This is a genomic window from Amycolatopsis sp. NPDC101161 (assembly GCF_044768185.1).
Taxonomy (GTDB): Bacteria; Actinomycetota; Actinomycetes; order Mycobacteriales; family Pseudonocardiaceae; genus Amycolatopsis.
The window spans coordinates 158,771-174,518 of the sequence record NZ_JBIWPI010000009.1 but is presented as its reverse complement, the minus strand read 5'-3'; the positions used below and the strand labels follow the sequence as shown (position 1 = coordinate 174,518).

The 15,748-nt window shown below is 70.4% G+C and carries 10 protein-coding genes; 6 read left to right on the top strand and 4 right to left on the bottom strand.

The features are described from left to right. Positions 1 to 101: 101 nt before the first annotated feature. On the top strand, positions 102 to 626 hold the full coding sequence (locus ACIRSS_RS49420; protein WP_400909269.1) for a GNAT family N-acetyltransferase: 525 nt from the start codon (positions 102 to 104) through the stop codon (positions 624 to 626). A 54-nt stretch (positions 627 to 680) separates the two neighbouring features. Here ACIRSS_RS49420 and ACIRSS_RS49415 read toward each other — a convergent pair whose 3' ends face one another. From ACIRSS_RS49415 to ACIRSS_RS49400, 4 genes are all read right to left on the bottom strand, one after another. Continuing rightward, on the bottom strand, positions 681 to 2,489 hold the full coding sequence (locus tag ACIRSS_RS49415) for a glycoside hydrolase family 6 protein (RefSeq protein WP_400909268.1): 1,809 nt from the start codon (positions 2,487 to 2,489) through the stop codon (positions 681 to 683). A 31-nt stretch (positions 2,490 to 2,520) separates the two neighbouring features. Continuing rightward, positions 2,521 to 4,041 (bottom strand): cellulase family glycosylhydrolase, encoded by a 1,521-nt coding sequence (locus ACIRSS_RS49410; RefSeq protein ID WP_400909267.1) that lies wholly within the window; start codon positions 4,039 to 4,041, stop codon positions 2,521 to 2,523. Between the two features lie 10 nt (positions 4,042 to 4,051). Further along, positions 4,052 to 6,979 carry a glycoside hydrolase family 48 protein gene (locus tag ACIRSS_RS49405; protein WP_400909265.1) on the bottom strand — a complete coding sequence of 976 codons (2,928 nt, stop codon included), beginning with the start codon at positions 6,977 to 6,979 and terminating at the stop codon, positions 4,052 to 4,054. Between the two features lie 353 nt (positions 6,980 to 7,332). Next, positions 7,333 to 8,328 (bottom strand): LacI family DNA-binding transcriptional regulator, encoded by a 996-nt coding sequence (locus ACIRSS_RS49400; protein WP_400909527.1) that lies wholly within the window; start codon positions 8,326 to 8,328, stop codon positions 7,333 to 7,335. Between the two features lie 250 nt (positions 8,329 to 8,578). Between ACIRSS_RS49400 and ACIRSS_RS49395 the strand changes: the two genes are divergently transcribed. From ACIRSS_RS49395 to ACIRSS_RS49375, 5 genes are all read left to right on the top strand, one after another. Continuing rightward, complete coding sequence (locus ACIRSS_RS49395; protein WP_400909263.1) at positions 8,579 to 9,877, top strand: extracellular solute-binding protein; 1,299 nt, start codon at positions 8,579 to 8,581, stop codon at positions 9,875 to 9,877. A gap of 4 nt (positions 9,878 to 9,881) precedes the next feature. Next, positions 9,882 to 10,871 (top strand): carbohydrate ABC transporter permease, encoded by a 990-nt coding sequence (locus ACIRSS_RS49390; RefSeq protein ID WP_400909261.1) that lies wholly within the window; start codon positions 9,882 to 9,884, stop codon positions 10,869 to 10,871. After that, positions 10,868 to 11,725: a carbohydrate ABC transporter permease gene (locus tag ACIRSS_RS49385; protein ID WP_400909259.1), complete on the top strand. Its 858-nt coding sequence runs from the start codon at positions 10,868 to 10,870 to the stop codon at positions 11,723 to 11,725. Before ACIRSS_RS49390 ends, ACIRSS_RS49385 begins: the two co-directional genes overlap by 4 nt. Beyond that, complete coding sequence (locus ACIRSS_RS49380; RefSeq protein WP_400909257.1) at positions 11,722 to 13,134, top strand: GH1 family beta-glucosidase; 1,413 nt, start codon at positions 11,722 to 11,724, stop codon at positions 13,132 to 13,134. The genes ACIRSS_RS49385 and ACIRSS_RS49380 overlap by 4 nt, the downstream gene beginning before the upstream one ends. A gap of 800 nt (positions 13,135 to 13,934) precedes the next feature. Continuing rightward, a complete protein-coding gene (locus ACIRSS_RS49375) occupies positions 13,935 to 15,701 on the top strand; it encodes an IlvD/Edd family dehydratase (RefSeq protein WP_400909255.1) in 1,767 nt (588 codons plus the stop codon). The last annotated feature ends 47 nt before the right edge of the window (positions 15,702 to 15,748 follow it).

The window sequence follows — 15,748 nt, the reverse complement described above, 5'->3', positions numbered from 1 at the left end:
GTCGCTCCGGAGTGGACGGTCGCCACGTGGGAGATGGCCAGGAGGTACAGCCCATCCGAAACCCGGTCGCGCGACCCACTCCGCTCCGGCACCCTGGCCCCGTGACGACTCCGGACCTCTCCCCGCTCCTCGGCCACCCCGTCCGCCACCCCGGCCCGGACGACCACCTGCCCGTCCTCGCCGTGCTCGACCGCTGGTGGGGTGGGCTCGGTGGCGACGAGGGCTCCCGCCAGCGGGCGCTGCTGCTGCCGAAGCTGATGTTCCAGCACTTCACCGGCAGCAGCTTCCTGGTGACCGCGGACCGCGGGATCGCCGCGTTCCTGATCGGGTTCCTCTCGCCGTCCCGGCCGGCCGAGAGCTACATCCACTTCGTCGGCGTCGACCCCGCCGAGCGCGGCAAGGGCCTCGGTGCCGCGCTGTACGAACGCTTCTTCGCCTACAGCCGCGCGAACGGCCGGGAGGTCGTCCGCGCCATCACCTCGCCCGTGAACACGGCGTCGCACGCCTTCCACACCCGGATGGGGTTCGTCACCGAGCCCGGTCCGAAGGAGGTCGGCGGACTGCCGGTCCAGCCCGACTACGACGGGCCGGGACTGGACCGGCTGTCCTTCCGCAAAGACCTCTGATGGAGACCCGGGCCGGACGGCGGCTGCGCGGCACCGCCCGGCCCGGGAGTCTTGCTAGGACACCGGCGGGTAGGCGTTCTGGACCAGCTCTTCGAACTGGGCCTCGAACCACTTGCCGGACAGCGGCGAGTTCGGCAGGGCGCCGGTCAGGTTGCCGCCGTTGGCCTGCGAGCTGCCGTGGAAGGTCGGGTCGCACATCTGGTCGAAACCCTTGCCTTCGTCGTTCGGGATCTGCGAGCTCGCGCCGTCGGACTCACCCGGCGGCTTGATCCAGACGTAGGCGTCGAAGTGCGCCGCCGGCGACACCGTCGGCCGCACGCCCAGCCCGGCTCCGCTCTGGTTGCACCAGTTGCCGCGGTGCAGCCGCCGGTCGATCCGGCCGGAGTTGACGTAAGCGTCCACAGTGGACCCCGACGCGCCGCTCGGCCGGGCCGCGCCGCCCCAGCCGTTGCGCGAGGTGTCGACCAGCATGCCGATCCCGCTCGGCAGGCCCGCGGCGACGAACGCGTTGTACATCGCCGTCGCGAACGGAACCTCGGCGAAGTACGGGTTCCACTGGTAGAACGTCGCCGACTTGAGCGGCTGACCGCCGACGGTCAGGTTCGGGTCCGGCAGGTTCGGCTCGGTCAGCGGGGTGTAGTTCGCCGTGTCGCTGATGAAGCCGTCGATGCTGTTCACCCCCGCCGTCGTGCCCTGCAGCACCTGCTTGACCAGGTTGACGAACGGGCCGAAGTTGCTGTCCCAGCCCAGCCACGCCGAGTGCGCGATGTCCAGGTAGTTGTAGACGTTGGAGATCGCGTGCAGCTTGTTCAGCGCGTACTGGATGCCCTGGGTGTAGGCCCCGGTGGACTGCGCTTCGGCGCACTTGGCCGTCGCGGTGTTGGTGATCAGGTTGGGCAGCGAGTCGGGTTCGACGATCGCCACGACCCGCAGCGGCGCGTACTTCGCGTCGGACAGGATCGACGCGATCGGGTCGATGTACTCGCTCTTGTAGCGGGCCAGGCCGTTCGAGCCGGCCTGCAGCTCGCCGTTGGACGCCAGCGCCGCGCAGTCGCGGTTGGGCAGGTCGTAGACGACGATCTGGATCGTCACCGGCGTCCCGCCGCTCACTTGGGCCAGCGCGGCGTCGAGGTGACCGCGCAGGCCGCGGGCGCTCGACGTGCCCTCGATCGCGGCGATCCGGTCGAGCCAGACGGCCGTGGACGTGTTCGCCACCTTGGCCATCTGGGCGCCGAGCGTGCCGCCCTTGGCCGCGGCCGCGGTCGACACCTCCGACGACCAGTCCGGGTTCACGTACCCCTTCGCGCCGGCGTACGGGTTGTCCACGTGCGTCCCGGGCGGGGGCGTCGTGGTCGGGCCCGTCGGGGTCGTGGGCGTCGTCGGGGTGGTCGGCGTGGTCGGGGTCGTCGGCGTGGTGGTCGGGCCGCCCGTGCTGCCGTCGCAGACGACGCCGTTCAGCGTGAACGACGCGGGGACGGCGTTCGTGCCGGAGTACGAGCCGTTGAAGCCGAAGCTCGCCGTCGCGTTCGACCCGAGCGCGCCGCCCCACGACGGGTTCTTCGCGCTCACGTGCTTGCCGGACTGGCTGAACGTGGCGCTCCAGCCCTGCTGCACCTGCTGGTTGCCGGCGAAGTCCCACTGGACGTCCCAGCTCGAGACGGCGTCGCCGAGGTTGGTCACCGCGATGTTCGCGGTGAACCCGGTGTCCCACTGGTTGACGGTGTAGGTGACCTTGCAGCCCGTGGCGGCGGTCGCCGGGCTGCCGCCGGCCACCAGGAGCCCCGAGACGACGGCCGCGGCCGTCAGCGAGGACGCCACGGCGAGCCGTGACTTCCTCCTCGCGGACCAGAATTCACTCTTCATCGAGTGTGCTCCTTCGTGTTCGGTGGGTGGGTCAGGTGGTGCAGGCGGTCGCGCCGACGGCGAAGCCGCCGGGGGTGCCGGTCGAGGCGCCGGTCGCCTGGAAGCCGATCGACGTCGAGGCGCCGCCGGCGAGGTCGGGCGCCCACGACGGCGCCTTGGCGCTCGCCTGCTGCCCGGTCTGGGTGACGGTCGCGCCCCAGCTGCCGGTGATCTGCACCCCGGACGGCACGGTCCAGCCGAGCGCCCAGGTCTTCAGCGGCGAGGTGCCGGTGTTCTTGAGCGTCACCGAGGCGACGAACCCGCCCTGCCACGTGTTGTCGACGTGGTAGGTGACCGCGCAGCTCACCGCGGGCGGCGGGTCGGTCGTCCCGCCACCGGAGCCCACCGGGGGGATCAGGTAGGGCTGCAGGATCGACTGCTTGGCCTGGTTGACCGTCGTCCAGTCGTCGTTGAGGATGCCGCCGGTGTCGCCGGAGTTGGGGTTCCACGACCAGTACGTGAAGCTCATCCCGGTCGCGCCGGTGCCGGCGTACTTCATCAGCTCCTGCAGCCAGGTCTTGTCGCGCGGGTCGGCGAGGGTGGTGCCGAACTCGCCGAGCAGCACCGGCGCGATGTTCTGCTTCTGCAGGTAGCCGAAGAAGTGGTCCCAGAGCGCGGGCAGGTTCGCCGGGAACGACGGGTCGGAGAACCACGGCTGGGCGAACACCGAGGTCGCGTACTCGTGCGCCGAGTAGACGAGCTTGTCCGGTTTGGACAGCCGGACCGGGAACTGCCGCGCGCCGGAGAGGTTGCCGCCCCACCAGCCGCACTGCGGGTCGCCGGTACCGCTGACGCAGTCGACGCCTTCGACGATGACCAGCCAGTCCGGGTTGGCCGCCAGGACGGCGTTGCCGCCGCGTTCGGCGGCCAGCCGCCAGTCGGTCGCGGTGTCGCCGCAGCCCCAGCACGCTCCCCCGCCACCCTGGATCGAGTGGGGCTCGTTGTGCAGGTCGGCGCCGATCACCGTGGGGTTGCCCTTGTAGTGCTGGGCGAGCATCGTCCAGTCCGACAGCCACCGGCTCTCGGGGTAGGCGCTGGTGTACCAGAGCGGGGACTGCGCCCCGGAGTCCGGCCGGTGCTGGTCGAGGATCACGCGCATGCCCTTGGTACCGGCGTAGGCGATGATCTTGTCGAGCACCTGCAGGCCGGAAAGGCCCTGCAGGTCCGGGTTCTGGACGGCGTCGATGCTGTTCGGCTTGACGCCGGGGTCGAAGAGCTGGTTGGAGTACGGGAGCCGCAGCGTGTTGTAGCCGAGGCCCGCCATCTGGTCGAGCATGTCCTTGTAGTTGCGGCTCCACAGGCCGTGCGGCGAGTAGTTGCCGGTCTCGGCGCCGAACCAGTTGACGCCGGTCATCCGGACCGGCGCGCCGGTGGCGTCGACGAGCTGGGAACCGGACGCGTGCCAGTACCCGGTGCCGGTCCCGGTTGCCTGCGGGGCCGCGGTGGCCGGGGACGCCGTGAGAACGGCGCCCCCGACCAGTGCGGCGACCGCCAGTGCGAGCAGTCGCTTCATCGAGTGCCTTTCAGCCGAACAGGGCGACGTGCGCGGCGAACGCCGTGGCGATCTCCGACTGCGCCCAGAACCGGTGGTAGGTGAACGTCGGCGCGGCGCCACCGTCCAGGTAGGACTGGACCTTCGGCCACTGCGGGTCGCTCTTGTAGAACGACCGGATGGACAGGAACGTCGAGCTCGGGTTGATCGCGTCGCCGTTCGGCATCGTGCCGCTCCAGCCGCTGGGCACGTACAGCCCCTGGTCGGTGGTGGCGTTGTAGGTGTCGTCGAAGCGGTTGTAGTCCGACCGCGTCTCCGGCACCGCGATGCCCTTGCTGTCCGCGTTCGCCGACAGCGCCGTCAAGAGCTGCTCGCCGACCGTCTTGGCCTGGGCGTTGCTCGACCCGGACGCGTAGTACAGCAGCGTCTTAGCCAGCGAGGCCGCGACCCCGACGTCCTGGCTGTAGTTCTTCACCGCGACGTGCAGGCCGGTGTTCGCGCCCGGGCTGGTGGCGTTCCAGGTGTCCGGCGCGCCGCTCCAGGTCAGGTCGGACGGGATCTGGAAGCTCCCGCCGGCGCCGACCGTGGTGTTCGCGATCGCCCAGGGCACCCACTTGTCGAGGATCTTCTTGGCGCGGGCGTCGCCGGTCGCCTGGTAGTACTCGGCGATCCGTTCCATGCCCCAGGTCTGGAAGCCGAACCACTGGTTGCTCGGCGGGTCGTGCCAGACCGGCTGCTGGTCGTAGAACATCCCGTAGAACGTCGGCGTGCCGGACGGCGGGGTGCCGTACTGGCCGTCCCAGCTGTTGGTCGCGCCGCCGGCGAGGCCGCCTTCGGACGACTGGAGCCACTGCAGGAACTCCATCTGCCGGCTGAGGCTGTTCGCCCAGTCGGTCGCGCCGGTGGCCGAGGTGACCTTCAGGCCCGGGTCGGTCGACAGCGCGTACGCCGCGAGCGGGTTCTGGTAGCCCTGGTGGGCCGCGCCGTCCCCGATCCGCCACGCCCAGGCGCTGGACGAGTCCATCGAGCCGCCCCACGCGTAGTACCACGAGATGAGGTAGTGCTCGCTGTCCTTGCCGGTGCCCGCGGCGCAGCTCGACGCGCCGACGCAGTTGCCGATCTTCTTGAAGTACTTGTCGAACAGCGAGTACCGCAGGTAGTCGCCCATCTTCGACGCCTTCTTGACGACGGCCGCGACGTCGGCGCTCTTGCCCTGCGCGCCGGCCCACTTCTCGGCCTGGAAGGCCACCTGCACGGCGCGGGCGTCCGCGTCGGGCGCGTCGGTGTACTTCCACTGCTTCGCGTACGACGAGTCGCCGGTGAACAGGTCGAGGTAGCCGTTCTTGCCGCCGAACTTCAGCAGGTCGCAGCTGGGCTGGGTGACCGTCTCCCAGACCGACTCCTGCGAGCCGCGCTGGAAGGTGTTGATGAACGCCGGCGCGGTGTTCGTGCCGTCCTCGCAGTGGCCGAACTTGTAGATGTTGTCCACGTCGAGCAGCCAGTGCATGCCGTAGACGTCCGCCGAGCCGTAGGCCGCCTTCAGCTCCGCCGCGATCGGGTCGGCCCCGACCGGAACGCCGGACTGCAGCTGCGACGGGTACTGCTTCGGGCTCGGGTACTCGGCCGCGTAGGTCGCCGGCTTGCTCGCGTTGTAGCCGGAGTTGCCGGGCTGGTCGGCCGCCGACGGGATCGCGTACGTCTCGATCGACGTCCACGCCTGGTTGAACGGGGCCCAGTCACCGGTGATCCGCCCGTAGGACGCTTCCAGCCACAGGTAGTAGCTGAACGCCTCCGACGTCGTCTCGTGGCCGTGGTCCGGGGCCTCGACGATCAGCGTCTCGATCGAGTGGTAGGGCACCAGGATGTTCCCGAACTTGCGGAAGTAACCGTTGTTCGGGTCCTTGATCTTGTTGTACTGCGTCAGGAACGCGAGCTGGTAGTCCGATGTGGACGACGAGATCTCGTTGACCGTCACGGTCGCGGCGGTGTAGCCACCGCTGCTCGCGGTGAAGGTCGCGCTGCCCAGGTCTCCCCCGTTGTCGGCGCTCTTCACCGTGACGTTCTGCGGGGTGTTCCAGTTCGTCGTCGAGAAGGTGAGGCTCGCGGGGCTCGCGGTGAGGTCGGTGCTCCCCGCGGTCCTCGCCACGTCGACGGTCACCGGAGCGGTCGGCGCCCCGGCGAGGCTGACGGCGAACGTCGTCGTCCCGCCCTGCTTGACCTGCGCCGTCGCCGGCGAAGCGACGATCGTCGGGCCGGACAGCACCTTGACGCTGACCGGGGCCGACGTCGTCGAGGCGTTCTTGTTGTCGTAGGCCTTCGCCGTGATCGAGTACGTCCCGGCCGGGACGTTGCCCCAGTTGCCCTCGAACGGCGCGGCCGTGTCGGTGGCCAGCAGCGTGTCGCCGGCGTAGAACTCGACCTTGCTGATCGTGCCGTCGCTGTCGGCCGCCGTCGCGGCGAGCGGGATCGTGGCCGGGGCGTAGTACGTCCCGCTCGACGTGGGCGAGGTCAGGGTGACCGTCGGCGCCTTGTTGGCGCCGGTGCAGGCGCTGCCGTTGACGGAGAAGTCGGTCGGTGGGCGGTTGGCGGAGCCCTTGGAGCCGTTGAAGCCGAACGACGTGCTCGCGCCGGTGTCGAGGTGGCCGTTGTAGGAGAGGTTCGTGGCGGTGACCGCGGCGCCGGACTGGGCGTAGGTGGCGCTCCAGCCCTGTTGGACCTTCTGGCCGTCGAGGAAGGTCCAGCCGACCTTCCAGCTGTCGAGAGGCGCGCCGTCGTTGCGCAGCGAGACGTTGGCGGTGAACCCGGTGTCCCAGTCGTTGGTGGTGTAGGTGACGGAACAGGCGATGTCCGCGCCGAGCGCGGGCGGTGGGGCGACCAGCGCGGCGGCGACCGCGACCGTGGCCGAGGCCAGGGCCAGGGTGCGGCCGCGCAACCGGCGCATTCGGGGAGAGGAACGCATGGCTGCGGAACTCCTTTGTCCGTAGGGAGCCAGCGATCTGGGAGCGCTTCCAGGCGCAGACGGTAGCCAGCCGGAAACCTGGATGTAAAGAATCGAGTCAGAAGGACACCGCGACCGCGAACGTCACATCGGCGCACCCGGCGCACGAGGGCTCGCTGAACGCTCCTGAACAGCCGCCGCCGATCGTCGGCCGTTCACTCGAACGGCCCAGCGAAATGGTCACGCGCAGTGCCGGGGAAACACTGTTTAGCGCCGAACGCGTAGATCTGAACGGGGAGCGCTCCCGGCCATCGGCACCCGGGAACACACCGGCCCTCCGAGCACGCGTGCTCGGAGGGCCGGTGGGAGGGAGATCAGCTCGAGGCGCGGACCGCCAGCGAGACGGGCAGGATGTGCTGCCGCGGCTTGAGGCTCTGGTCGTCGAGCAGCTGCATCAGCGTCTCGACCATCGCGTGGACCTGCTCGCGCGGGTCCTGGTGGACCGACGTCAGCGGCGGGTCCATCGCCGGGGCCAGGGTGGCGTTGTCGTCGAAGCTGACCACCGCGACGTCCTCGGGGATGCGCCGGCCCGCCGAGTCCAGCGTCCGCAACGCGCCCACCGCCATCATGTCGCTGGCGACGAACACCGCGTCGAGGTCGGGGTGCCGGTTCAGCAGCGCCGACATCGCGTTCGCGCCGCCCGACAGCGTGAAGTCGGCTTCTTCGGCCAGGTCGGCGGGGTCGAGCCCGGCGTCGAGCAGGGTCTTGCGCCAGCCGGCGAGCCGGTCGATCGGCGCGCTCTGGTCCTGCGGGCCGGAGATCGTGGCGATCCGCCGCCGCCCGGACGCGACCAGGTGCTCGACCGCCAGCCGGGCGCCGCCCTCGTTGTCGAAGTCGACGACGTGCACCCCGCGCCGGATGCCGGCCGCCTGCCCGCCGAACACCACCGGGATCCGCAGCAGCCGCAGCGCCTTGGGCAGCGGGTCGGCGCGGTGCGGCGCGAACACCAGCGCGCCGTCGACGTGGCCGCCTTCGAGGAAGCGGACCGTCCGGCTCAGGTCCTCACGGATGTCGCTGAAGATGAGCACCATCTGGCGGCCGACGTCGGCGAGCTCCCGGTAGCCGGCCCGCATGACGGCGGCGCGGTACGGGTCGTCGAGCAGCCGGGACTCCGGCTCCGACAGCACCACCGCGACGGCCCCGGTGCGGCGCGTGACCAGGGAACGAGCCGCCTGGTTCGGGGAGTAGCCCAGGTCGCGGGCCGCGGCGAGGACCTTCTCGCGCGCCGCCGCGCTGACGTACGCGTCGTCGTTCAACGCCCGCGACGCCGTCGACCGCGACACGCCGGCGAACGCCGCGACGTCCTCCAGCGTCGGCCGTTCTTCATCCCCTGCTCGAGGCCCCACGGCACCGCCCTCAATCACCCGCTACCACCCTGACCGCCTCAGCTTAACGTTCACGCCCTCGCACGTCCGGGAGCGCTCCTCGCAGGAAACACTCCGGTTACGACCCCTTGACACCGGTGAAGGCCCCCAGCAGACTCTGCGACACCTGGGAGCGCTCCCAGTCGGGCTCCCAGCAGTGAGAGCGCTCATTCCCATCAACAAGGTGGTTGAACACGTGAGAACGATCCGGAACGGCCTGGTCCTCGCACTGGGCATCACGATGACGGCGCTCGGCGCCACGGCCTGCGGCAGCGGCGGTGACGAAACCCCGCCGGCGGCGGCCCCCAACGAGCACGTGGACCTGACGCTGGCGACGTTCACCGAGTTCGGCTACGAGGCACTCATCCCGGAGTACGAGCGGCTGCACCCGAACATCAAGATCACCCACCGCAAGACCGGCCAGGGCGGGCCCTACCACCAGGACCTCATCACCAAGCTGGCCGCGGGCTCCGGCCTCGCCGACGTCACCGCGGTCGAAGAGGGCCACCTGTCCGACGTCCTCGACAAGGGCTCGAAGTTCAACGACCTGAGCAAGATCGGTCCCGCCGACGCCTCCCCCGACCGCTGGCTGAGCTGGAAGTACGACGCCGCGAAGACCAAGGACGGCAAGGTCATCGGCTACGGGACCGACATCGGCCCGCTGGCGATGTGCTACCGCAAGGACATGTTCGCCGCGGCCGGGCTGCCGACCGACCCCGAGGCCGTCAAGCCGCTGTTCGCCACCTGGGACAGCTACTTCCAGGCCGGCGCCGACTACGCCGCCAAGACCAAGAAGGCCTGGTTCGACTCGGCCTCGCAGAACTTCAACGCCATGGTCAACCAGCTCCCCCAGGGCTACATCGGCAGCGATGACAAGCTCGCCGTCGAGAACAACCAGGGCATCAAGGACGCTTGGACCAAGGTCACCGACGCCGTCGCCAAGGGCGAGTCGGCCAAGCTCACGGCGTTCAGCAACGAGTGGAACACCGGCTTCAAGCAGGGCGCGTTCGCCACGAAGGTGTGCCCGGCCTGGATGCTCGGCGTGATCAAGGAGCAGGCCGGCCCGGAGAACGCGAACAAGTGGGCGGTCACCGCGGCCTTCCCCGGCGGCGGCGGCAACTGGGGCGGCTCGTACCTGACCGTGCCGACGCAGTCGAAGCACCCGAAGGAGGCCGCCGAGCTCGCGGCCTGGCTGACCGCGCCGGAGCAGCAGATCAAGGCGTTCCAGGCCAAGGGCACGTTCCCGAGCCAGGTCAAGGCGCTGACCGACCCCGCCCTGCTGAGCCAGACCGACGCCTACTTCGGCGGCGCGAAGGTCGGCGAACTGTTCGCCGAGCAGGCCAAGAAGGTCCAGAAGCCGCAGTACAAGGGCCCCGGTGACGGCCAGATCCAGGAAAACGCCGCCAGCCCGGCACTGCAGGCGGTCGAACAGGGCAAGTCGGCGGCGGACGGCTGGCAGCAACTGGTCGACTCGGCGAAGAAGATCACCCGCTGACCTCATGACCGTCCTCGACAAAGTCGCGCCGGAAGGGAGCAAGGCCGGGGAGCGAACGTCTCCCCGGCCCACCTTCCGGCACAAGCTGAGCCGGTGGGACGTCAAGGTATCGCCGTACCTCTACGTCGCGCCGTTCTTCATCGTGTTCGGCATCGTCGGGCTGTTCCCGCTGCTGTACACCGCGTATGTCTCGCTGTTCAAGTGGAAGGCCGGGTCCGACGACCCCGACTTCATCGGCCTCGACAACTACAAGGACCTCTTCGCCGACACCCAGTTCTGGAACGCGCTGACCAACACGGTCAGCATCTTCCTGCTCTCCAGCGTCCCGCAGATCATCATGGCGGTCATGCTGGCGGCGCTGCTCGGTGCCCGCCTGCGCGGCGCGACGGGCTGGCGCGTCGGCATTCTCTTGCCCTACGCGGCCAGCCTCGTCGCGATCGGCATCATCTTCGCCAACCTGTTCGGCCCCAAGTACGGGTTGATCAACGGGGTGCTGCAGACGATCGGGCTGGACCCGGTCGACTGGCAGGCCAGCCGCTTCGGCAGCCACGTCGCCATCGCGATCATGGTGAACTGGCGCTGGACGGGCTACAACGCCCTGATCGTGCTGGCGGCCATGCAGGCCATCCCGAAGGAGCTGCACGAGGCGGCGCTGATCGACGGCGCGGGCATGTGGCGCCGCTTCCGGAGCGTCACCCTGCCGCTGCTGAAGCCGACGCTGATCTTCGTCATCATCACCTCGACGATCGGCGGCCTGCAGATCTTCACCGAGCCGAAGCTGTTCGACGCCCTGCCCGGGTCGAACAACGGCGGGTCGACGAACCAGTTCCAGACCGTGACGCTGTACCTGTACCAGTCGGCGTTCGAGAACTACAACCTCGGCTACGCCTCGGCGATCGCCTGGGTCCTGTTCGTGATCATCGTGCTCATCGCGCTGGTGAACTTCTTCCTCACCAGCCGGCTGGCCAACACCCCGGCGGTGAAGAAGAAATGACCGCACTGCAAAGCGACCTGCGCCGGCGCGTCGCCACGCTCGGCAAGCCGCGCAAGGCGACGTACGTCGTGCTGGCGATCTTCGTCGTCGGTTCGCTGTTCCCGTTCTACTGGTCGTTCCTGGTGGCCAGCCGCGACAACGGGATGCTCACCGAGCGCATCCCGCCGTTCCTGCCCGGCGGCAACTTCTTCGCCAACGCCGCCCGGGTCTTCGACTCCGTGCCGTTCTGGAAGGCGCTGGCCAACAGCGTCATCGTGTCCGGCACGGTCACGCTGACGACGGTGCTGTTCTCGTCCCTGGCCGGGTTCGCCTTCGCGAAACTGCGGTTCAAGGGCCGCAACGGCCTGTTCGTGTTCATCGTCGTGACGCTCGCGGTACCCACGCAGCTGGGCATCATCCCGCTGTTCATCGCGATGTCGGAGCTGGGCTGGGCCGGTCACCTCCAGGCGGTGATCGTGCCCAACCTGGTCACCGCGTTCGGCGTGTTCTGGATGCGGCAGTACACAGTGGACGCACTGCCGTACGAGCTGATCGAGGCCGCGCGCGTCGACGGCTGCAGCATGATCCGGATCTTCTGGAACGTCTGCCTGCCCGCGGTCCGGCCGGCCGCGGCGATCCTGGCGATGTTCACGTTCATGATGTCGTGGAACGACTTCCTGTGGCCGCTGGTGGTCCTGGACGCGGGCAACCCGACCGTCCAGGTCGCGCTGGAGAAGCTGCAGAGCGGCTACTACGTCGACTATTCGCTGGTGCTGGCCGGTACGACCCTGGCCACCATCCCGATCCTCATCGTCTTCGTCCTCCTCGGCCGCCAGATCGTGGCCGGGATCATGCAAGGTGCCGTGAAAGGGTGAACATGTCCGTACATCCCGACAGCGTTCGGGCGGAGACAGCGCTGATGTTCCCGCCCGGCTTCGTCTGGGGCGCCGCCACCGCGGCGTTCCAGGTGGAAGGGGCCACCACGGCCGACGGTCGCACCGACTCGGTCTGGGACGTCTTCGCGCGCCGTCCGGGTGCGGTCGTGGGCGGCGACACCGGCGACCCGGCGGCCGACCACTACCGCCGGTACGGCGAAGACGTCGGCCTGATGCGCCAGCTCGGGCTCGGCGCGTACCGCTTCTCGCTGGCCTGGCCCCGCGTCCGGCCGGACGGCGGCGCGCCGAACGCCGCCGGGCTCGCGTTCTACGACCGGCTGGTCGACTGCCTCCTGGAGGCCGGGATCCAGCCGTGGGCGACGCTCTACCACTGGGACCTGCCCCAGACGCTCGAGGAGCAGGGCGGCTGGACTTCGCGGGACACGGCGTACCGGTTCGCCGAGTACACCGAGACCGTGCTGGCCCGGCTCGGCGACCGCGTCGCCAGCTGGTCGACGCTGAACGAGCCGTGGTGCGCGGCGATGCTCGGCTACGCGGGCGGCATCCACGCGCCCGGCCGCACCGACCACCCGGCCGCCGTCGCCGCCACGCACCACCTGCTGCTGGGCCACGGGCTGGCGATGGACATCATCCGGCGGCACGCGCCGGGCACGCCGGCGGGGATCACGCTCAACCTGTACCCGGTCGCCCCGCACGACCCGGCGAACGTCAGCGACGTCGCCGCCGCCCGGCGCATCGACGGCCTGCAGAACCGGCTGTTCCTCGACCCGGTCCTGCGCGGCGGCTACCCGGACGACCTGGTCGCCGACCTGGCCCCGTTCGGGCTCGGCGACGTGGTCCGGGACGAGGACGCCGCGGTCATCGCCGCGCACATCGACTGGCTGGGCGTGAACTACTACCGCGACTACCGGGTAGCGGGCCGCCCGGTGCCGGGCAGCGAGCCGGCGGGGCCCGAGTGGGTCGGAGCGGGCGACGTCCACTTCGTCCCGGACCCGGCGGCCCCCCGCACGGACTCGGGCTGGGAGGTCCAGCCGGCCGGGTTGACCGAGTCGCTGCTGCAGGTCCACCGCGGCTACCGGAGCGTGCCGCTGTACATCACGGAGAACGGCGCGGCGTACCCGGACGTGCTGGCCGACGGCGGCGAGATCGTGGACACCGACCGCGTGGCGTTCCTGGACTCCCACCTGCGGGCAGCGCACGACGCGCTGGCGGCGGGGGTGGATCTGCGCGGGTACTTCTACTGGTCGCTGTTGGACAACTTCGAGTGGGCCGAGGGCTACGCGAAGAGGTTCGGCCTGGTCCACGTGGACTACAAGACGCAGCGCCGGACGCCGAAGCAGAGCGCGCACTGGTACTCCCGGGTGATCGGCTTGAACGGCCTCGGCTGACCCGCACGGCGGCGGCGACCACCGGCGCGGCTGGCCGCCACCGCCCGCCGAGGGGTGCGGCCGGGCCCGAGGGATCCGGGCCCGGCCGCCACACCCCACGCCGCGCCCCTCTGGCCGGTTCCGCAGGCGAGCCGCCCACGCCAGCATGCGAACGCAAGGGGAACTCGAGAACAGACACGGACGAGTACCCAGACTCCCCCGCACCCCGATCCGAAGCCAGAACACGGCAGGCAGCGCCGGGTCAAGGCATCTTTCCCGCCTTGACGCGGTGTTGCCGGCCGTAGTCACAATGACAGCTTCGGGGTGCCGGAAGGGCTTTTAGGGTCCGCGACCGTCACCACACACGGCCGAGCCCCGCTCCACGTCGCCCCAACGCGCCTGCCCCGCCCACCGCGCCGCCCCCTGCTGCGCCAATTCAGGGCGTCGGGGGTCCCGAAGGAGTCATTCAGGACGCGCGGGGGGGGCGAGGGCGCGCCAGGGAGGCGCGGCGAGGCAGGGGCGAGGGCGCGCCAGGGGGGCGGTGAGGCAGGGGCGCGGCAGGGGGCGCGGTGACGCAGGGCGAGTGGGCGGCAGGGGCGGTGAAGCAAGGGCGAGGGCGCGCCAGGGAGGCGCGGCGAGGCAGGGGCGAGGGCGCTGCAGGGGGCGCGGCGAGGCAAGGGCGAGGGCACGGCAGGGGGGCGCGGTGAGGCAAGAGCGAGGACGCGGCAGGGAGCGCGGTGAGACAGAGGCGAGGACTCATCCAACACCTTCCCCGCCCCAGGGGCGTGCATCCGGCCGCCCGCATTGCCAAACTGGCCGGTATGGGACTGCGCAGCGAAGCTTGGTTCAACAACCCCGCCGACCCCGGGATGACCGCCCTCTACCTCGAGCGGTACATGAACTGGGGCCTGACCCGCGAAGAGCTGCAGTCCGGCAAACCGATCATCGGCATCGCGCAGACCGGCTCCGACCTGTCCCCCTGCAACCGGCACCACCTGCAGCTCGCCGACCGCACCCGGGAGGGCATCCGGGAGGCCGGCGGCATCGCCATCGAGTTCCCCGTCCACCCCATCCAGGAGACCGGCAAGCGCCCGACCGCCGCCCTGGATCGGAACCTCGCCTACCTCGGGCTCGTCGAGACCCTCTACGGCTACCCCATCGACGGCGTCGTCCTCACCACCGGCTGTGACAAGACCACCCCCGCCTGCCTGATGGCCGCCGCGACCGTGGACCTCCCCGCCATCGTGCTGTCCGGCGGCCCCATGCTCAACGGCTGGCACAAGGGCGAGCGCACCGGGTCCGGGACCATCATCTGGAAGGCGCGCGAACTGCTCGCCGCCGGGGAGATCGACGACGCCGGGTTCATGGAGCTCGTCGCCTCCTCCGCGCCTTCGCCCGGCCACTGCAACACCATGGGCACCGCCTCGACCATGAACGCGCTCGCCGAGGCGCTCGGGATGAGCCTGCCCGGCTGCGCCGCCATCCCGGCGCCGCACCGCGACCGCGCGCGGATGGCCTACCTGACCGGGCGACGGATCGTCGAGATGGTGCGCGAAGACCTCAAGCCGTCGGACATCCTGACGCGCGAAGCCTTCGAGAACGCCATCGTCGTCAGCTCCGCGATCGGCGGCTCGACCAACGCGCCGATCCACATCGGCGCGATCGCCCGGCACGTCGGCGTCGACCTGCCCCTCGAGGACTGGCAGCGGCTGGGCTACGCCGTCCCGCTGCTCGTCGACCTCCAGCCGGCCGGGAAGTACCTCGGCGAGGAGTTCCACCGCGCGGGCGGCGTCCCCGCCGTCGTGCACGAGCTGATGCGCCACGACCTGATCCACGAAGGCGCCCGCACGGTCAACGGCCGCACGCTCGGCGACAACTGCCGCGACGCCGAAGCCGAGGACCGCGACGTCATCCGCACCTTCGGCACCGCCCTCACCGAAGACGCCGGGTTCCTGGTCCTCAAGGGCAACCTCTTCGACGCGGCCATCATGAAGTCCAGCGTGATCTCGCCGGAGTTCCGGCGCCGCTACCTGGCCGGCGGCGTCTACGAGGGCACCGCCGTCGTGTTCGACGGCCCCGAGGACTACCACGCCCGCATCGACGACCCGGACCTCGGCGTCGACGAGCACTCGCTGCTCGTCATGCGCGGCACCGGCCCGCTCGGCTACCCCGGCTCCGCGGAGGTGGTCAACATGCGGCCGCCGGCGGAGCTGATCAAGCGGGGCGTCCACGAGCTGCCGTGCCTCGGCGACGGCCGCCAGTCGGGCACGTCCGGGTCGCCGTCGATCCTCAACGCCTCCCCGGAAGCGGCCGCGGGCGGCGGGCTCGGGGTGCTGCGGACCGGCGACCGGGTGCGGATCGACCTCGCCGCCGGCACCGCCGACGTCCTGATCCCGGACGAAGAGCTCGCGCTGCGGCACAAGGAGCTGGCCGAAGCGGGCGGCTACCCGGTCCCGGACGCGCAGACGCCGTGGCAGGAGATCCAGCGCTCGATGGTCGACCAGCTGTGCGACGGCATGGTGCTCCGCCCGGCCGTGGCCTACCAGCGGATCGCCAAGACGAAGGGCATCCCCCGCGACAACCACTAGCGCCGATTTCACGAGAAAGTGCTGCTTGGGAGGCGCGCGGAGGGGGT